Genomic DNA, 18,096 nt, shown 5'->3' with positions numbered 1-18,096 from the left:
AAGCCAGGCGGATCAAACCGCCCGGCTGTTGAGGGCAGGGCATCAACGCCCTTCGAGCAACTCCGCCGCCTGACCCAGCAACGCCAGCGGATCCGTGGCCTTGTGAATATCCACCGACAACAGCTGCCGAAACTTGCGCGCCCCGGGGAATCCGGTACCCAAACCCAGCACATGCCGCGTGATGTGATGCATCGCACCACCGGCCAGCAGATGTTCGGCAATATAAGGCCGCAACTGCGCCAACGCTCCAGCCCGGCTGATCACCGGCGCGTTACTGCCGAACAACTGCTGATCGACCTCTGCCAGCAAATACGGATTGTGATAAGCCTCACGCCCCAACATCACACCGTCGAAAGTCTGCAGATGCTCATGGCAGGCCTCCATGGTCTTGATCCCGCCGTTCAACACAATCTCCAGCTCCGGAAAATCCGCCTTCAACTGCGCCGCGACGTCATAACGCAACGGCGGAATGTCGCGATTCTCCTTCGGCGACAACCCTTCGAGAATCGCAATCCGCGCATGCACGGTAAAACTCGTGCACCCGGCATCGCGCACCGTACCGACGAAATCGCACAGCTCGGCATAACTGTCGCGTCCGTTGATGCCGATGCGGTGCTTTACCGTCACCGGAATCGACACCGCATCGCGCATCGCCTTCACACAATCCGCCACAAGCTGCGGATGCCCCATCAGGCACGCGCCGATCATGTTGTTCTGCACACGATCGCTCGGGCAGCCAACGTTCAGGTTCACTTCGTCGTAGCCGTGCTCTTGCGCCATACGCGCGCAGGCCGCGAGATCAAGCGGAACGCTACCGCCCAACTGCAACGCGAGCGGGTGCTCGGCTTCGTGGTGACGGAGGAAACGTTCGTGATCGCCGTTGAGCAACGCGCCAGTGGTGACCATTTCGGTGTAGAGCAGGGCGTGCTTGGAAAGCAGGCGCAGGAAGTACCGGCAATGGCGGTCCGTCCAATCCATCATGGGTGCGACGCTAAACCGCCGAGACAGCGTAGGCCTTGGTTTTACTGGGCTAAAGCTCTGATTCTGTACCATTTTACTCAACGTGTATTCGGCGTGTTTTTGGGCGTTTTCAGGCCTTTTTCAGGTCTCGGTGGTACGATGTACCACTTCAAAACCGACGCGTACCACTTTCGATATGGCAGCTATCAGGGCAAGAAAACTGGCGGATGGGTCTATGAGCTACACCGCTCAGATCCGCATCAAGCGTGACGGAGTGCAAGTCTACCAAGAGAGCCAGACCTTCGCCCGGAAACAGGCCGCCCAGGCCTGGGCGCGTAAGCGTGAATCGGAACTGGATGAACCAGGTGCGATCGAGCGGGCGAGCCGCAAAGGCGCCACTGCCAAGGAAATGATCGATCAATACCTGCGCGAAGTTGAAAAAGCGCGGCCGCTGGGCAAAACCAAGAAGGCCACGCTCACGGCTATCGGTGCCAGCTACTTCGGCAAGCTCAATGACACCGACATCAATACCCAATGCCTGGTGGACTTCGCCCTGTGGCGGATGAGCGCCGAAGGCGGGGGCGTCCAGCCGCAAACGGCTGGAAACGATCTCGCGCACCTCGGCGCTGTGCTTTCCATCGCTCGGGACGCATGGGGTTATCAGGTCGATCCGCTGGCCATGGCCGGCGCCCGGCGAGTGCTGCGCAAACTCGGCTACAACCTCAAGAGTCGCGAGCGGGACCGCCGTCCGACACTTGAAGAGTTGGGCAAGCTCATGACGCACTACGAGGAAATGCAGGCCCGCCGCCGCAGCGTCACCAACATGCTGAAGGTCGTCGGCTTCGCCCTATTCTCAACCCGCCGTCTCGATGAAATCACCCGCATTCGTTGGGCGGACGTGGACGAGGCCGGCCAGCGAGTCCTGGTTCGGGACATGAAGAACCCTGGCCAGAAGATCGGCAACGACGTCTGGTGTTACTTGCCTGATGAAGCGTGGCAGATCCTCCAAACGATGCCGAAGGCCGGCGAAGACATTTTCCCGTACAGCCCTGAGTCTATTTCCACCTCCTGGGCGAAGGCCTGCAAATTCCTGGAAATCGCTGACCTGCACTTTCACGACCTCCGGCATGAAGGTGTCAGCCGGTTGTTCGAAATGGACTGGGACATTCCGCGCGTGGCGAGCGTGTCGGGGCACAGAGACTGGAACTCGCTGCGACGCTACACCCACCTGCGCGGTAAGGGTGATCGGTATGTGGGGTGGGAGTGGCACGAAAAGATATTGAGGGCGCCCGTCCAACTGGGCGCCGCATCAATGAAGTGGCTCAAAAGGCGGGTTTTAAGCCGTTGAGCTGGTTGTTCTCTTTCACCGCGGCGGCGCGCTGGAGATCGAGGTAAGCCGCCAGGTCGCCGATGTGGATGCCCTTGGCGGACTTCTGGCTCGGCTCGAGTCGGGTGATCGGAATTTTTATCTGCCCACTCATCACCTTGCGCTGGAACATGTCCGGCGTCAGGTGTGTGAAGTAGTCCCGACACACCCGGTCAAGCGGGATAATCGCTTGGCCTTCGTACTGGGCCATCAGAATAAAAGCTGTGTTCATGATGCTCCCCTCACATCCGAAACGATTGATGAATGAACCTCGTCCGGGCTACTTCTTCCGCCGGCTTTGCGGCCTCCGTCTGGATCTCACAGACGAATCTGTGCCGTTGACGGTTGGTTGCGGTCAGGGCTTTGGTGAGTCCGGGAACAGCGTCGAGGCACTGTTCATATGCCGTATCGCCAATCCAGTGCTGCGCCGGAAATACCTGGCAATCTGTCCGAGACGCATCTGCGCACAGGTACAGCAGCAGGAAAACAGTCATAGCGCGGCCTGCTGCTGAGAGATGTTCGGTTCTATACGTTTGAGCATTTGCATGGTGCTTCTCCCCGTTGCGGGCGATGGGGAGTTGCAGCTCCCCGTTGTTCGCCCTGTGATTCGGTTCAGCGCGTGTAGCGCCGAAGTTTTTTGTTCTTCGCTTCAGCTCGCGCTGCCATCAACTCGGCCCACTCAACAGACTTGCGCTGCTGCCTGATCCGGCTACACCGTTGATGCTTGCGGGTGGATCGGGCTTTGCCGCAAATGTCGCAGCAACTGGGCAGGTCCAGGCGATGACTGGCCATGGGCGGGCGGATGCGCGAAGCAGGATCGGGATTTGCGTTCATCGCGCCTCCGCGTTTCCCGCACCTACCGCGCCTACATTGATCGCCGTCAGCCGCAGCTCATCGAGAAATCTGCACATCTGCAACTGGGTCTGCCTCGTTCGATTTTTCGGGTTTTCACAGGTGCGCTTGATGGATTCCTTGAACTGTCTGAGTTGTTCCACCTCACGCAGCAGGGTGTCGAAGTCAGCGACGCCGAATTCCAGTGGCTTCGTGATAGCCTCTGTGCTGCTGCCACTTGGGTTTTGTGCTTGCATGGTGCTTCTCCTTTGCGGTGGTCGGTGTCGAGGGGTTGCAGCCCCTCGGCATCACTTCTTTCTGGCATGAACTTCGTTCAGCCCGCGCGGCGAACCAGGTGAATCGCCAAGTCTTTGAACCGCTCGTTGCCATCGACCTCCCGTTGCCACTGCAAAACCTCCTCGATCTGCTTGCTCGAGCAATCGTCGACAAGCAGCGTCCGCTCGCCGCGTTCCAACCTGACCTCCAAGGCTATGAGCAGGCCTCGATGCGAATACGCTTCCGCGTACATGATCGCGGCCGGTTTTCCTTCGGCCAGTTGCTGGGCCTCGATCGACCTCAGTTTTGTCGTCTTGCCCGTGCCTGCATTGCCGGTGATGACTTGAACTTGCATGGTGCTTCTCCTTTGGAATGTGCCCAGCGTTGCAGCGCTGGTTGCGGTTTACGCGCTCTGAAAAATCCAGCAGCGCACAGTGGTGGGTTTGTTGAACATCGCGTTGCCGGCGGCTTGTGAAGCGCGCACGGCGCTGTACACGGCCTTATTGGATTCCAGCCATTTGTGGCTGCGGCTGTTGACCAGCAGCCCGCGCAAGGTCTTGAGGTCGGCCAGGTTCTGCCGATGCTCGCTGGCCTTTTCGGCGAACTCGTTGAGGTTGATCGCAATGAGTTTCGGGTCGGTGCTGTGGTTGACCTGCGGGCCTTCGCCCAGGCTTTCGAGGTATTCGTAGACTTCCCAAAATTCGGCAACCAGCGGGTGGTCGGCACTGATCGCGGCTTGCCGCTCCAGCGCCATGACCATCAGAGCCTGATGCGTTGTGGCGACGTGGTTGTCATCGAGCGGGCAGACCAGGCGCAGGCAATCGACCAGGGCCATCAACTGGCTGTGGTTCTTGATGATGCGCTCCACGCGGATTTCTTTGAGCTTTCGCAGTTGCTGCTCATGGACCAGCACGCGTTCGGAGAACTTGGCCATCACCTGGGCTTCGGCACGGACGGCCAGCAACAGAAAGTGGCTCAGTTGCTCGACCGGGATCAGGTTCAGGTTGTCAGCCGCTGCACGGCTCTCGGTGGTGACTTCCGGCCGCGCAAAGTGGGATTTGATAATCCGGGTCAGGATCGCTTCGGATGCGCTGACATCAGCGTTCTGGCTGATCGCAATCGCGCCACGGAACGGCGGTTCGTAGGTCTCGTTGCCGCTGGTCTTCATGCCTTTGGTGCCGAGCGTGCCGCCGCCATAGAAGTCTTTCAGCTCGTCCCAGTCGAAACCCTTGGCGTGCGCTTTATCCGGCTCGTTGCGGTCGCCCTCGATCAGCACCACTGGCATGTTGGAGACCTGGCCCATGGCGCGCTGACGGCCGGCGCGGGTCGATTTCGACGGGTCAAAACCTTCATGCTCGCGGCCGAGCAGTTTCCACAGGAAAGTCAGCAGCGTGGTCTTGCCGGCGCCCGCTTCACCAGTGACCTCAAGGAACGGAAAGGACTTGTACTGTGCACGGATCTGCTCGGCGAACAGCGAGCCAAACCAGAACGCCAGGGCGACGATTCCTTTGGCACCGAAGCACAGCCACAGCATCGGCAGCCAGTCAGTGCGGTACTGCTTGCTGTCGCGCTGAATGTGCATGGCGATAGACTTCTGCAATGTCTTGAGCCGCAGCTTGCCGAACTCGAAAAAGTCTTCTTTGTTCACCACGCTGACAATGCCGCCGCGTACCGCGATATCGCCAAACACGTAGCAGCCGTGCAGTTTGCTGTAGCCGATGAAGTCGATGGTCTCGACCGTTTTCAGGCCGAACAGCTGGTCCTTCATGATCTTGTCGAGCTGCTGTCCGCTGCCGGTGAACACCGCGCCGGCGGCCATGCTGAGCAAGCGTTTCTTGAATTCGCTGGCGGCCGCGACCTGGCCACCGGTGAAAGTGTTCTTGACGCTGCCGCTGTCGTGCGGGAAATCGACGCGGAAGTAGTACCAGGATTCGTCGGTGACTTCGTTGCGCTGGAAGTACAGCGCCTGTGGGTAGCAGTTGGCGATTTCCACCACGCCACCACATTGGCGCAGGGCCTTTTCACGACGCTGCTTTTCGTTCAACAGCTGGTCTTCGTGGCGATCGGAGGACTCCAGCGCCTGCATGGCCTTGTTGAATTTCTCCAGGTCCATCTTGAACCAGTAGAGCCGGCTGTCGAAGCCGAAGTGAAACTCATGGCGCTCGCGCCATTCGTACATCAGCACGCCTTTCTCTGACGCGCTTTCGGCGATCAGCAAGGAGCCGTGATAGCGCGCCGTGGCCAGATCCTTGTCGATCTGCTCGGCACGCTCGCTCTCGTCATCGATGAATGCCCAGCGCTGATGCAGATCGTTCCAATCAACCTTGCGGCTGTCCGATTGCGGGATCTGTGCCGCTTCGCACTCGTAGCCCAGAGCGCGAGCCTGACGCACCCATCGCTTGGTGTATTTGTGCGCGCCGGGTTCGTTGTCCAATGCCCAAATGAGCTTGGGCAATTTGCCGCCGCGCTGCCGGGCCAGCTCTTTCAGAGACTCTTCAGGGAAGAAGGCAGACGACATTGCCGACACGGCTGCAATGCCGTTATGCACCAGAGCGATGGCGTCAAAGATGCCCTCGACAATCCACAGCTCTTTGACATCCAGCAGCTCGACACATGGCGGGCACCACCAGTACCCACGCGGGCTATCGCCAGGCTTGAACCGCGCTTTCATCTTGCCGAACCGGTGCGGCCGGTCGATCAGGCGCTCCCAGTAGCCACCTTTTTCCAACGCAAAACGCACCGTCGCGCTGCCGGCATTCAGCTCGCCGGAGAAATACGTTTCCTGCGTAAACCAGCCTTGAATCAGATCAAGCTGAAAGCCTCGGGCAAATTCCAGATAGGCACGGGCGGTGGCGCTGGGGTGTTGCTCGCTGGCCGGCGCGCGCTTGCTCCAGTCTTCGAATAGGTCTTCGTAAATCTCTTTAACGTGCCAAGTCTGGCCACACTTGCCCCGGCCGCATCGGATCATCCACGGGTCATCGTGGAAGGCGTACAGCTCCTTCTTCTTGCATGCCGGGCATTCGCCCTGGCGCATGTATTTGCCGGCTTTGTGTTTGAGTCCGTAGTCGGATTCAAGGCGTTGCAGAATGTCGGCGCGCAAATCGTGTTTCATGTTCATCGGGGCTTACTTCACTTCGCCGAGACTGTGTTTAAGGGCGCCAATCAGGCGTTTTTGCGCGGCCATCACGGGGAAGGCCGACAGCAGCGAGCCGTGCCGTAAACCCTCGGGGATCATGCGAAACCGGTCGTCATACCAGTACTCGTTGAACTGCATGGAGTACTGGGCGCGCAGTGCCTGGAGCAGGGCTTCGGCCTGTGCGCGGGGCAGTTTTGCGGTGATGGCGATGTCGATTTCCATGGTCCACCTCGGATTTCAGGCAAAGCTCACCCAAACCCACGGGAAGCGGGGCAGGGCGGGGTGTTTAAAAAGGGGTTACTGAGGGTGGTGCTTGTGCGCGGAACCGCGCTGGGCGAGCAGGCTTTGCGGCAGCAGCCTCGCCGGTACCGGGTAGCGCAGATCAGCACGGGTGTCGATCAAGTGCACGACCGTGCAGCCGGGGCTGTTGCCCCAGTCCACACCGATCCACTTGCGCTGATTGATCACCTGCAATTCAGTCCAGGCGTTATGCACCAGTCGCTCCGCCATGAAGACAGGCACCTCAAGAGACGTAGCCAAGTGGCGAACGCAGTTTTCATAAAGCAGGTCCGAATCCACCAGGTACTGCGCTTCGTGCCGTTGCAGGTAAGCGAACGCGGCACGTTGCATGCTGCTGCGGTAATCGTGAGTCAACTGATCGAGGTTCATTGCGCACACTCCATTTCCATTTGGTCGAGCAGGTCGGGTTGATCGTTGGCGGTCTTCATCGCGGCGCGGCGCAGGGCGATGTCGGCAATGGGCAAACGCACCGATGGATTGGCCATGCCGCTGGGACTCATTTCGTGAGTCATTTCGAACTCGGCACGCACCGACCAGCCGCAGGCCTCGTTGGTGCATTGGAGGTAGGCCACGCGCAGGAAAATGTGTGTGCCTTCGCTGGTGCGGATGCGCATGCGGCCGAGGCAGTGCGGGCAGACAAGTTTGTAAGTACTCACCCGGCGAACCCCCGACCGTGCAATTGAATGGTGGCCAACACTTCGGCGTAGCGGGCGGACATGTAGTGCATCAGGGCGTTGATGATGGCTTGGGCTTCGCAGGACTCAATGACGCCGTCGTCGAGTGCTTTGGCGATGATCTGGTCCACCATTCCGCGTTTGGCGGCGGCTTTGACTGAGCGGTTGTACAGCTCGACGTTGTCCAGATCCGCTGGCGCCGTCAGTGGGACGAACATGCCGCCGTATTTGGCTGCGATGTAGTCCGGCAGGAAGGTCGTACCTGCTACTTGTTCGAGACGATGGATATGGTCGTCACTCAGCGGTCGGCTACCGGCGTTCTCGTAAGCCTGGTTATCGAATTTTTTGAGCGGCATTCCCAAGTCGGCAGCGGCGTAAATCCGCCCGCCCTGGTAGGCGCCGATCACTGCACTGACAACGTCTTTCCTGTTGGCTAGAACGGGGCGTTTCATCTTCTGGTTTCCTCCCTGAGCCAACGGGCTTAGTTTTCAATCACGCGATCTTTGATACCGAGAAGTACTGCGGCGCGGTGGGCTTCGCCCCGCAGGCACTTCTTCTGGCCGTTCAATACCGCGTACACGGTTGAGGGGTGCAAATCGTTCTGAAGGGCAAAGTCCTTTACGGACATGCCTTTGCGTTCCAGCCGCGTTCTAGCGGCCTGGCAGGCTTGCTCGGGTGCATAGGTGGCGTGCATAGTTCAAATTCGTGTGATTTCGCGTAATGGTTTGATGATATTGGTTCAGTAAATTGAACCTGTCAATGTGTGGGGTTCAAAAAATATGACCATCGGTGAACGGCTGAAGGAAGAGAGGTCGCGTCTAGGCCTCAGCCAGACTGATTTAGGTGCTGCTGGTGGTGTCGGTAAAACCACCCAAATAAATTATGAAAAAGGTTCAGGTAGTCCCGACGCTAAGTACTTGGCTGCCGCTGCCGAATTGGGCGTAGACGTTCTTTATGTCGTGACAGGCGAGCGCAAACCAACCGCCGCAGGGAGCATCAGTACCGAGGCGGCAAAGTTTCTTGAGGTCTATCAGCACATTGGCGAACCTGATCGGGAGGTTCTGTTTCGCATGGCCGCGGCTTTTGCGAAGGCCGCAAGTGTGATGTGACAAAGGAAAAAAGCTGACCGAGCAAACACTGGTCAGGAAAGTGGGTGCAACACGCCGGCCACGATGGCCGGCTTTTTCATGGATATAGAAAGGAGCGGTTCGAATGGCTTTGAAGCCCTGCAAGTCTTGCAAACACAAAGTAGATATTTCAGCGAAGGTTTGTCCCAGCTGTGGCGTGGCCGATCCAGGAGTCACCCTCGGCCAAAAGATCGGCGGGTTTATCATTCTGGTAGTCATCATCGCTGTGACAGTGTCGATGTGCTCTCGGGATAACAAAGACGAGCCTGTCGAACAGGTTACGCAGAACGTTGCGACCAAGGCATACACGATCACTAAAGACGATTTCCAAGAGGGGCGACCTCGTAAGGTTGAAGTCGTCTTACCCAAACGTGTAAGTGATGCGGAGCTGTCTGAAGTGGCCAAGGCCGTTCGCGCCGATACGAAGTCGAAGCCCAAGACGACATTCATCGGCTTCAGGGTCGAAGGCCAGAACGACAAGGCCTACTGGGCCAACGCCAGTTTTGATCCTGATTACAAAAGCTCTCTCATCGGCCTTAGTGCCCAAGATTATCAGAACCTGCAAGCTCTCGACCTGAAGGCTTACCCAGACAAGTTAGGCAGCTGGATACGGGATGGTGCACTTGGCCACGTGATGGTTCTGTACAAGCGGAACGGCAAATACGCCATCGATTCAATTTTCCCTAATGGCGGAAAAAACACGGAAAGCTATCAGGCGAAGAACCTTCCTGATGGCGGACTTCGCCTGGATGAGCCTGAAAACAGCTTCGGCGAGTACTACGTAGTCGACGCGAAGGGAAACTTGCAGGGATGGGGTGAGAACGGTGCCTACATGACGCTGCCACCGCGTTCGCCGACGCTGTAGGGCACAAGCAACGGCTGTTTACATTTCCAATGTGGTGCAGAGGTACAGGAGTAGCCATCTCGGAGGCGACACCCATTCAGTCCGGACCCAAATGAGCTGTAGGGGCTGGTGGCACAGAAAAACGTGCTGAGAATGGGTGACTCCCGGGCGGTTCAAGTGCTGCGAATAGCACCCCTCCCATCACAAGGAAATGGAGTACGTATGATGGAAAACCTTACCCCTTTGGAGCACCTTTTTTTGCAGCTACTGGCAAAGCTGGATGAACAGCAGCGTCAAGACGTGCTGAGGATCATGGAGGCGCTTGTGCAGTCATCGAAGTAAGGCGATATTTTTGGGCGGCTCCGGGAAAACTGCCGGGGCCTCTGTTGATTCTACCAACTCGTAAAAGATGAGGGATTATAGTGGCGAGTAAGAAAGCAGGTGTTGATTTTTGGGAAGGTGATCTCATGGATCGCCAGCCAAGTGCAAAATTTTTGACTAATTATTTATTGGCGAATAGTCATGTAAAAGTATTGAACGTCAACTCGCCTTGGGGGTCAGGGAAGTCATTTTTTTTACAGCGTTGGTCGAAGGCTCTTTCTGAAGATCATGTGTGCGTAAATTTCAATGCGTGGGATTCCGATTATACAACAGAGCCATTGGTTGCGCTTATCTCATGTATTGAGCAACAAGTTATGGATCCTCTTGCTTTGGAGTCAACCAAAGTTGGCAAGGGAATAATCAATGTAAGTTCCGCGCTGATAAAAAAAGCTGGCCCGTTGATTATGAAGGGGTTGGTTAAGAAGTTCAGTGGTGTAGAAATTGATGAGCTGATCGGCGACGGAGCGGGTGATGCGGCCGATGATGTTATCAAAGCGCTCATTGAAGAGCAGGCTGAGACGAAAGGTAATGTTGAGGAGTTTAAAAAGGAGGTCAGGTCCCGTCTTGCAAGTGCTGCGTCGAATCAAGGGAAGAAAGCGCCCGCATTTATATTTATAGATGAGCTCGATCGCTGTCGCCCTACATATGCAATTGAGTTGTTGGAGCGTATCAAGCATTTTTTTGAGTTGGACGATTGTCGTTTTATTATTGCATCCGATTCGGCTCAGTTAGCTCACTCAATTCGAGCTGTTTATGGTGAGGGTTTTGCATCTGAAAGATACTTGAATAGATTTTTTGATGTAGAGTTTAACCTTGACAATCAAGATATTTTCTCGATGGTGCATCATTCTCTTCCGGAAATTAATAGTTTAAAATTGGGTGTAAACATTAGCGGGAAATTTGACGCTCGCTATTTCCGTGGTGATAAGGAACCTAAGCATCCTCAAAAAAATACGGTGGTTTCAGATATAAAGGATTTTTCTGAAAATGCTATATTTGTAGTCGGCTTGTGTCGTTACTTTGATGTAGAGTTGCGTGAGCTGGTTAACTATCTAAAGCAGATTAAGAGTGCGGCTGATTCGATTGATGGCGCAGTTCATTTTTTCTGGCTCGCGTTCCTCGTGTTTTATAAGAACTCAAAGCATGAGGGGTACGGGTTGCTTTTTGACAGAGAGAAAGGCGCTGGGGCGTTCACCGCTTATAATGAAAGTAGACCCGGAGTTACGTTTTCATTTACCACTACTATGCAAGATATCGACAGTTTAGTTTCATTTTATTTAAGTCTTTTGAATGCTGATTCTCATAGGTTAAGAGAGATGGGGAGTCGTTTGGATGGCTGGAAAACAGAGGTGTATTATTCTGCACGTGATAATATTGCGGCTTTACAATCCTATAAAAAAATTGTGGAACTGGCTCATCGATTGAGCTAGGCACGAAGGCCCAGACTCAATCTGGGCCATACTCATTTTGTCTAATATTTGGATTTTGCTCTAAGCCATTCCCTGTCTAAAGCACGCTTTGCTGTTCGTTCACTCGCATATAACCAACGCAATCGTCTGGGCCTTGTCTGATCACCGGCTGTGACTGTCTTCTCTTTTCCGGTCTTCTTGTCGCGGTAGTACGCGATGATACCTGTGAAGTCCCCCTTATTTTCTTCGGCCAAGTCCTCAACCGTATCCTCCGGCAGCTTGCTCTCCAGCTCCAGGCTGACGGTGTATCCGTTGTCCGCACTGAGCGTGTGCTGCACATTCCCGCCGTACCAAATGATTTCGTCGATCTCAGGCTTCACACCTTCCAACGTATAGGTCAGCTCCGGTATCAGATCCGGCCGGCCCGTGGCCAGGGTGTAACTGAGCGTCGCACTCCCTCGTTGCAACCGATTGAACTCAGCCCGGGCGGCACGCAGGGCAGATTGCCTGTCGCTGTAGGTATGCCGCAGATCCTTGAGATTCTCCCCACTGCCGGCGATGGCTTCTTGTTTCTTGGCGCTGTTCACGTCGTAAAAATAGGCGCGCACCCCATCGTAGCTGTCGCGGTCAGCTTGCAGGTATCGGTGCTGGTCGCCATCGGCGCGGGAGAGGGTGACGTGGGGCAGCTCGGTACCGCTGGCAGTCTTACCGCCGCCGGCGGGCAGGCACAGCAAGCATCCGGCTTTGACGGTGACCACGGCGTCGAACTCTTCACCAACGCGGCTGATGAGGTTGGCGTCGGATTCGTTGGCCTGGTCCAGTTGAAGGATGGGCAAGCCGTCGAGGGCGCCAGCGACGGTTGAGGTCAGTCCGTTGCCCAGGGCGATGTCGCCCAGCACGTCGCCGAGGGTGGTGTTGCTCCAGCTTCGTTCGCGTTTGGTCTTCAGGCCTTTGCGTAGATCTGCCGAGCGGGCGCGGATGCTCAGCACGTCGGGCGTGCCGGAGTGTTCGGTTTCATCGACAGTGTAGGTGCCCTTGTCGACCAGTCCGGTATCGCTCCAGCCCAGCCACAACCGAATCACCGCGCCCTTGGGCGGGATGGCGAGCAATCCGTCGTGGTCGCTTAGGGTGATGCTCAGTTGATCAGCCTCGATGCCGCGATTATCGGTCAGGTCGAGGCTCATCAGGCGCGGGCTGATCAGTTGGGCGATGTCGTTGCCGTCCACGGTGATACGGAACGCTGGCACCGGGTAGGCGGCCTCGCGCTTGTAGCGCTCGATGGTCTTGTCCAGAAAACCGGTGACGCGGGAGAGGGCGGCATCGATCACAGCAGCGCCCTCATGATGCTGACGCCGGCGCTGGTACCGGCGCCGATCAGGTCGATCCGGTTGTCATCGATGCGCTTGAGACTGAGGGTGAATTCGATACGGCGCGGCGTGCCGTCGCGGAAGAACAACGTTTTGGTTTCGCTCAGGCTTTCGATGATCCACAAGCCGTAGATTCGGCCGCTGCCTTCGACCATTGGCCACGCCTTGCCGGTGTTGGCCATCAGACGCAGAGCGTCGAGACTGAGGGCGCTGCCGGCGAGTTCCGGCAGGATGATGCCGGGTAGGGTGATGGAATCATCACCACGGCCGACGAACTGGCGGGCCGGCGCGGCGCCGACGCGGTTGCTGCTGGCGTGGCGCCATTCGGTTTGGCGTTGCAGTTCCTGGTAGGCGGCGGTGGAGAGGCTGAAAACGAACATGCCCAGGGCAAGCATCATGGCGGGTTACTCCAGGTCGGACAATTTGCTGCGCTGGCGGGCGTTCTTTTCGCTGGAGACGCGGGCCAGCTCGGCGCGCACGGCGCGGGCGATGGCGCGCTCGTCCATGCCGGGCGTGGTGTGGATGTTGATTTCGTAGGTGTCGTGACTGTCGTAGGCTGCGGCCGGCGCCGGGCTGATGGGCGCGCGATTGTCGATCGACACTGAAGAGGATGCGGCGGCGCCAGTCGGCAACTGCGGCAGCCCAATGGAGCCGAGCGGGCCAGCCACGGCGCCGAGCGCACGTTGCCCGGCAGACACGACCTGTTTGCCCATGTCGGTGATGGCGCCGAGCGGGCCGTCCTGGCCACCTTCAAGACCTTGAGTCAGCCCGGCCATAGTGAAGCTGCCGAGCGCGGTGAACACACGGGACGGGCTATGGATGCCGAGTTTCTCCTTGAACATGTTGATGGCAGAATCAGCGATTGAGCTGACGGCGTCCTTGATCTGGCCCAACCCTGCAAGCAGTCCGTTGATCAGGCCGTTGACCAGCATGTTGCCGAACTCAGTAAAGCGGCTCGGCAGGTCTACGCCCAGGTAACTCAGCACGCCGGCGAAGGCCTGGTAGATCAGGCCGATAGGGCTGAAGTTGGCGAGCGTGGTGAGGATGCCGCCGATGCCTCCACTGAAACCGGCTTTGATCTCGGTCCAGGCGTTGCTGAAGTACAGTTTCACCGCGTCCCAATTGGTGTAGATCAGATAGGCCGCACCGGCGAGAGCCGCGACTACTGCGCCGATGGCGAGCGCGACCGGGTTGGTGGCGAGGCCCCACATAGCGATGCTGACGGTTCGCAGGGCGGTCACCAGTGCGCCGCTGAGTGTGCTGGCCAGCGTGCGAAGGCCCTGGCCCAGCATGGGAAGTGCATTACGGGCCAGACCGGTGATGGTGGGGGCGAGCTTTTGCATGACTCTCAGCGTGCCACCGCCCTGCATACCGAACATCGCCATGCCGTAACGAATCACGGCAAACGGGCCGAGCAGGCTGGCCATGCCGATGGCCAAGCCGCCGAACACGAACGACAAACCTGCGACCAGTGCCACGACTTTGACCAGTCCGCCGGCGAGCTTTGGGTTTTCCCGCGCCCAGGCGCCGACGTTGTTGGCGACTTCGCCGAGGGTGTTGATCAGTTCTTTCAATTCAGGTGCAACGGCGGCGCCGAACTCGGCCATGGCGTTGGTGAAGCTGCCTTCGGCGGCTTCCATGACGTTGGTCAAAGTGCTGAGTTGTTCATTGACGCGGGTGCGCAAGTCGGCCTGATTCTGGAGCTTCTGCTGCACCTCTTTGTAACCCGCCAGCCCCTTGTTCATCATGGTGTTGAGGGTGGTCATGGTTTCCGAGTCATCACCGAACAAGTCCTTGATGGTCTCGGTACGGTCTTCGTCGTTCAGTGCTTTCAGCTTTTCGACTTGGGCGAAGAGGTTCTCCAGCCCGGCGAAGTTGCCTTCCTTGTTGGTGAAACTGAATTGGATCTTCTGGCCCTTGAGTTGGCGGATCTTGTTGACGTCGTCGACCTTGTCCTTGTTCAAGCCCGCCTGAAAGATTTTGCGGAAGGCGTTACCAGCGGCGCCGCCTTCCATGCCGGCCTGATCCATCATGATCAGCAGCGGGGCCAGTTCGTTGGCGGCCTCAATCCCGGATTTCTTGATGGTGTCCATCACCGGGGCGATCTTGCTGAAGCCCTGCAACATGTTGGTCGAATCGACACCGGAGTAGAACCCGCGCTGGATGGTGTCCATCAGCGCCATCATGTCCTTCTCGGTGGTGCGCGTGGCGTCCTGCATCTTGGCGGCAAACTCGGCGGCTTCGGCCACCGGCATTTTCAACTGTACGCCCAGGTACGCGGCCGCTTCGCCGGTACCGCCGAGGATGCTTTGCGCGCTGAGGCCCTGGCGCCGCAGCATGGTCATCATTTCTTGAAAGTCGGCCGTCGTACCGGGCAAACGGTCGCCCAGTTTGGTGGCCAGGTCGGTGATTTTCTGAAAGTCCTCGGCGACTTTGCCGGTGTTGTCCATCATCGACACTTTCAGCTGTGTGGCCGAGTCTTCGTTCGGTGCAAATGCGCCCACGGCTTTGGCTATCGGGCGGCTGGCCGCGTAACCAACTCCCAACCCGGCCGCACCGTTGACCGCCATGTCACTGGCAAGGCCTTGGGTCTTCGCCAGTTTGGCGCGTTCGGCGGCCATGCGTTTCTGCTGGGCATTCAGCGCGACCAGCCGTTTGCCCTGTTCGCTGATTTTGGTGCTGGTGGCGCCGATCTGCTCGCGCAGCTGGCGTTCGTGTGTACCGAGGTCTTTGGTGCTGATCCCTGCGCTGTACAGCTTCGAACGCAAGGTCTGTAACTGTTCGGACTGTTGCTGGTGTTGTTCCTTGAGCCGCTGGGCTTCACGCACGGCGGTGCGGAAGTCCTTGGCCAGCGCTTTGGTGGGAACGCCCGTGGCGGCGAACTGCTGACTGAGCGCGCGTACTCTGTCGCGGGCGGAGGTTAGGGCGGTTTCGGTCTGTTCAGCGGCGGCGCGCTGGGTGCGCCAGGCGCTGACGTCTTTCTGCTGCGCGTTGAGTTCCTTGAGGCGGTCGCGCGCGTCCTTGAGTGCGCGCGCCGCGCCGATGCTGCCCTTGTCGATGGCCTTCAGGGGGCCGCTCGCCCGGTCAATCGCGTTGAGCAGTACCTGAAGCTTTAAGTCATTCGCCATCGGTGGAACTCCGCACCCTGGCGCGCTCGCGCCAGTCCATCAGTTCTTGCAGGCCGAGTTGATCCATATCAGCTGGCGCCCAGTGAAAGACCACGGCCAGATCGGCCATGGCGTCTTCTACGCAACGAGGGAGGCGTCCGTCTTCACCGACCTCTGCAACAAAAAATGCGCAACCTTGTTGCCGCAGGCGAGCAGGTCGGCCGGGTCCATGCCGGCGGCTTCGGTGGCGGTGATGCTTGGCGAAGTGATGCGCGGCAGCACCTTGAGCAGGGCGGCGACGTCGAGGTTCAGCAGGTCCACCAAATGGACGCCGCGCAGTTCGCCGGATGACGGTTTGCGCAGGGTGAGGCTGGTCATGTAGGACTTGCCGCGAACGATGGGCGTGTCGAGGTTGACGGTGTTGTCATCGACTGCCGGCAGAGCTTCGGTGTTGGTGTCTTCGGTGTTCATGTGTTGCTCCAGGTAATGGTTTTAGGAAGGAGTTCAAAGGCCGATGGCGGAACGCTGTTTCTCCAGCATGTCCACGCCGTTGACCTTCTCGATGAAGTTGAGCAAGTCAATCTCGATGATGTCTTCGTTGTCGACGATCAGCTTGTAGTAGCTGCACGTCGTGGTGATGCTGTGTTCGGTGTCTTCACCGGGCGCCGCGTCGCCCATCTCGATGGTTTCGTGACGGCCACGCACGATGATTTCCACGGCGCTGATTTCGCCGGTGTCGTCCTGCTGGAAAGAGCCGGCAAAGCGCAGCTGCACGCCGGACGCGTTGACACTGCCGAACTGCCGAAGCGCGATCAGATCCAGCCCGCCGGTTTTCCATTCGAACTGGATGCCATCATCGGAGAAGCCGAGGTCAGCCTTGACCGGGCCGTTCATGCCGCCGCCGCGATAGCTTTCCATCTTGCGACCGAGCGGCGGCGGAGTGACGCTTTTGGCAACGCCCTGGTAGGTGTTGCCGTCATTGAACAGGTTCATGTTTTTGAGTTTGCGAGGCATGGCCATGGCATTGGTCTCCGGGGTACGGACTCTCCCATAGGGAAGCGCCGATTCAGGCGTTCACTTTGCTGGCGAACTGGATCAGGTAGCGGTCGGTGATGCGCTGACGAAGGGTCAAGTCTTCCAGCGGCGGCACGGGTGTGTAGTCGTAATCGAGGTAGAGCTTGCCGGCCTTGAGCGTGTCTTTGTCGTTGATGTCCTCTGGATACCAGCAGTCGCCGCCGATCAGGTAGCCGCTGCCGACCATTTCGCGAAACTTGGCTTTGATGCTCTCGATCATGTCGCGCACCAGGGACGGGTGCATGGGCCTGTCTACGGCCCACATCTGCGCTTCGGCCATGGTGTCAGCGAGGATCTGCGCGGTGCGGGTGTAGTTCTCGAAAGCGAACAGCGGATCGTCGCTGCACGTGCGGCTACCCCAGAAGCGAAAACCGCCTTCGTTGATCAGGGTGGTGACTTCGTTGCCGTTGAGGTAGTTGGCATCGGTGGCCGGGTTTTGCAGATCCCAGAACACGTCGGCGCTGATGCCGGTAACGCCATCGACCGCGACGTTGGACAGGGTTTTGTGCCAGCCCACTTCCTGATCGATCTTGGCGCGAAGACCGAGGGCACGGGCGACAGCCGAGGCTTTCACCGTGGCGCTGGTGACGGTGTCCCAGTTCTGGAAGTCCGGCCAGATCACCATCACTTCGCGGGCGCCGAAGTTCTCGCGATAGGCGACAGCTTCTTCCTTGGTTTTGCAGTCCCAGGCGCTGACATAACTGAAGGCGCGTAGTTGTTGGGCAATGCTCGCCAGAGCGGTGGCCACCGGTTGGCTGTCGAGGCCTGGCACGCCGAGGATGCGCGGCACCATACCGACTTTGGCCTTTGCGGCGAGCAACGCTTTCATGCCGGTGTATTTGCCATCGGCGGTGGTGGTACCGATCAACGCGCTGGCCGTTTCCGCCTCGGTGGCGCCTGCCTTGACGCGCACGACGATGGTGTAGGGCTTGGTCTGGTCAGCGATGGCTTGCAGGCTGGCGGCGAGGGTGCCGGTGGTGCCGGCTTTGCCGACGGCGGTCTGCACGTTGGTGAGCAGCACCGGCGTGTCGAGCGGGAAGACGGTAGCGTCGGCATCGTCGGCCGTGCAGACCATGCCGATGACGGCGGTGGGGATGGTGCGAATGGGGCGGGTGCCGTCGTTGAGTTCGAGCACCCGCACGCCGTGAAGATAATCGGCCATGGATTTGCCTGCGCAGTAAATGGGATGACAGTGCACAGGCTGCCGCGCGCGCGCCGGATGGGCGAGAGCTGGGACTTGTAGG

At 58.3% G+C, this 18,096-nt stretch carries 22 protein-coding genes; 4 read left to right on the top strand and 18 right to left on the bottom strand.

The annotated features are described in order from the left end of the window. Positions 1-42: 42 nt before the first annotated feature. Positions 43-1,053 carry a tRNA dihydrouridine(20/20a) synthase DusA gene (dusA, locus tag LIS66_RS17705; RefSeq protein WP_227974527.1) on the bottom strand — a complete coding sequence of 337 codons (1,011 nt, stop codon included), beginning with the start codon at positions 1,051-1,053 and terminating at the stop codon, positions 43-45. 103 nt (positions 1,054-1,156) lie between these two features. Between dusA and LIS66_RS17700 the strand changes: the two genes are divergently transcribed. After that, positions 1,157-2,308, top strand: coding sequence for a site-specific integrase (locus LIS66_RS17700; RefSeq protein WP_227972715.1), 1,152 nt, complete (start codon positions 1,157-1,159; stop codon positions 2,306-2,308). On the opposite strand, the gene LIS66_RS17695 is transcribed toward LIS66_RS17700, so the two are convergent. The 10 genes from LIS66_RS17695 to LIS66_RS17650 all read right to left on the bottom strand — a co-directional run bounded on the left by LIS66_RS17695 (position 2,283) and on the right by LIS66_RS17650 (position 8,237). Next, positions 2,283-2,558: a pyocin activator PrtN family protein gene (locus LIS66_RS17695; protein ID WP_186566141.1), complete on the bottom strand. Its 276-nt coding sequence runs from the start codon at positions 2,556-2,558 to the stop codon at positions 2,283-2,285. The two genes, LIS66_RS17700 and LIS66_RS17695, sit on opposite strands and share 26 nt — an antisense overlap. Positions 2,559-2,938: 380 nt before the next feature. Further along, a complete protein-coding gene (locus LIS66_RS17690; RefSeq protein ID WP_227972714.1) occupies positions 2,939-3,160 on the bottom strand; it encodes a hypothetical protein in 222 nt (73 codons plus the stop codon). After that, entirely contained in the window at positions 3,157-3,414 is a 258-nt protein-coding gene (locus LIS66_RS17685; RefSeq protein ID WP_227972713.1) for a hypothetical protein, read from the bottom strand. The genes LIS66_RS17690 and LIS66_RS17685 overlap by 4 nt, the downstream gene beginning before the upstream one ends. A gap of 77 nt (positions 3,415-3,491) precedes the next feature. Continuing rightward, entirely contained in the window at positions 3,492-3,788 is a 297-nt protein-coding gene (locus LIS66_RS17680) for a TGBp1 family protein (protein WP_227972712.1), read from the bottom strand. A gap of 48 nt (positions 3,789-3,836) precedes the next feature. Then, positions 3,837-6,551, bottom strand: coding sequence for a bifunctional DNA primase/helicase (locus LIS66_RS17675; RefSeq protein WP_227972711.1), 2,715 nt, complete (start codon positions 6,549-6,551; stop codon positions 3,837-3,839). A gap of 6 nt (positions 6,552-6,557) precedes the next feature. Next, a complete protein-coding gene (locus LIS66_RS17670; protein WP_086793340.1) occupies positions 6,558-6,791 on the bottom strand; it encodes a hypothetical protein in 234 nt (77 codons plus the stop codon). Between the two features lie 75 nt (positions 6,792-6,866). Further along, the gene (locus LIS66_RS17665) at positions 6,867-7,238 is read right to left on the bottom strand and encodes a hypothetical protein (protein ID WP_227972710.1); all 372 of its coding nucleotides are present in this window, start codon (positions 7,236-7,238) and stop codon (positions 6,867-6,869) included. Continuing rightward, positions 7,235-7,525: an ogr/Delta-like zinc finger family protein gene (locus LIS66_RS17660; protein WP_038979812.1), complete on the bottom strand. Its 291-nt coding sequence runs from the start codon at positions 7,523-7,525 to the stop codon at positions 7,235-7,237. Before LIS66_RS17660 ends, LIS66_RS17665 begins: the two co-directional genes overlap by 4 nt. Continuing rightward, positions 7,522-7,995, bottom strand: a complete 474-nt coding sequence (locus LIS66_RS17655) for a YmfL family putative regulatory protein (protein ID WP_130887528.1) — start codon at positions 7,993-7,995, stop codon at positions 7,522-7,524. The genes LIS66_RS17660 and LIS66_RS17655 overlap by 4 nt, the downstream gene beginning before the upstream one ends. A gap of 29 nt (positions 7,996-8,024) precedes the next feature. Continuing rightward, positions 8,025-8,237, bottom strand: a complete 213-nt coding sequence (locus LIS66_RS17650) for a DNA-binding protein (RefSeq protein WP_227972709.1) — start codon at positions 8,235-8,237, stop codon at positions 8,025-8,027. An 85-nt stretch (positions 8,238-8,322) separates the two neighbouring features. Between LIS66_RS17650 and LIS66_RS17645 the strand changes: the two genes are divergently transcribed. The 3 genes from LIS66_RS17645 to LIS66_RS17635 all read left to right on the top strand — a co-directional run bounded on the left by LIS66_RS17645 (position 8,323) and on the right by LIS66_RS17635 (position 11,325). Next, complete coding sequence (locus LIS66_RS17645) at positions 8,323-8,652, top strand: helix-turn-helix domain-containing protein (RefSeq protein WP_227972708.1); 330 nt, start codon at positions 8,323-8,325, stop codon at positions 8,650-8,652. Between the two features lie 103 nt (positions 8,653-8,755). After that, complete coding sequence (locus LIS66_RS17640; protein WP_227972707.1) at positions 8,756-9,535, top strand: zinc ribbon domain-containing protein; 780 nt, start codon at positions 8,756-8,758, stop codon at positions 9,533-9,535. Between the two features lie 401 nt (positions 9,536-9,936). Then, positions 9,937-11,325: a KAP family P-loop NTPase fold protein gene (locus LIS66_RS17635; protein WP_227972706.1), complete on the top strand. Its 1,389-nt coding sequence runs from the start codon at positions 9,937-9,939 to the stop codon at positions 11,323-11,325. A gap of 41 nt (positions 11,326-11,366) precedes the next feature. Here the strand turns inward: LIS66_RS17635 and LIS66_RS17630 are convergent, their stop codons facing one another. Genes LIS66_RS17630 through LIS66_RS17600 form a run of 7 tightly spaced genes read right to left on the bottom strand, consistent with a single transcriptional unit; the run spans position 11,367 to position 18,014 of the window. Continuing rightward, a complete protein-coding gene (locus tag LIS66_RS17630; RefSeq protein WP_227972705.1) occupies positions 11,367-12,632 on the bottom strand; it encodes a phage late control D family protein in 1,266 nt (421 codons plus the stop codon). Continuing rightward, entirely contained in the window at positions 12,629-13,069 is a 441-nt protein-coding gene (locus LIS66_RS17625; protein ID WP_227972704.1) for a phage tail protein, read from the bottom strand. The genes LIS66_RS17630 and LIS66_RS17625 overlap by 4 nt, the downstream gene beginning before the upstream one ends. Before the next feature lie 6 nt (positions 13,070-13,075). Next, a complete protein-coding gene (locus LIS66_RS17620) occupies positions 13,076-15,799 on the bottom strand; it encodes a phage tail tape measure protein (protein WP_227972703.1) in 2,724 nt (907 codons plus the stop codon). Further along, a complete protein-coding gene (locus LIS66_RS17615) occupies positions 15,789-15,908 on the bottom strand; it encodes a GpE family phage tail protein (protein WP_041752072.1) in 120 nt (39 codons plus the stop codon). The genes LIS66_RS17620 and LIS66_RS17615 overlap by 11 nt, the downstream gene beginning before the upstream one ends. 8 nt (positions 15,909-15,916) lie before the next feature. Further along, a complete protein-coding gene (locus LIS66_RS17610; RefSeq protein WP_095189079.1) occupies positions 15,917-16,249 on the bottom strand; it encodes a phage tail assembly protein in 333 nt (110 codons plus the stop codon). Between the two features lie 33 nt (positions 16,250-16,282). After that, on the bottom strand, positions 16,283-16,798 hold the full coding sequence (locus LIS66_RS17605; protein WP_095189078.1) for a phage major tail tube protein: 516 nt from the start codon (positions 16,796-16,798) through the stop codon (positions 16,283-16,285). Positions 16,799-16,844: 46 nt separating this feature from the next. Further along, positions 16,845-18,014: a phage tail sheath protein gene (locus LIS66_RS17600; protein ID WP_227972702.1), complete on the bottom strand. Its 1,170-nt coding sequence runs from the start codon at positions 18,012-18,014 to the stop codon at positions 16,845-16,847. Positions 18,015-18,096: the final 82 nt, after the last annotated feature.

Source organism: Pseudomonas sp. HN2 (genome assembly GCF_020736465.1).
GTDB lineage: Bacteria > Pseudomonadota > Gammaproteobacteria > Pseudomonadales > Pseudomonadaceae > Aquipseudomonas > Aquipseudomonas moraviensis_A.
The sequence above is the reverse complement of the archived record's forward strand: the minus strand, read 5'-3'. Positions and strand labels throughout refer to the sequence as shown.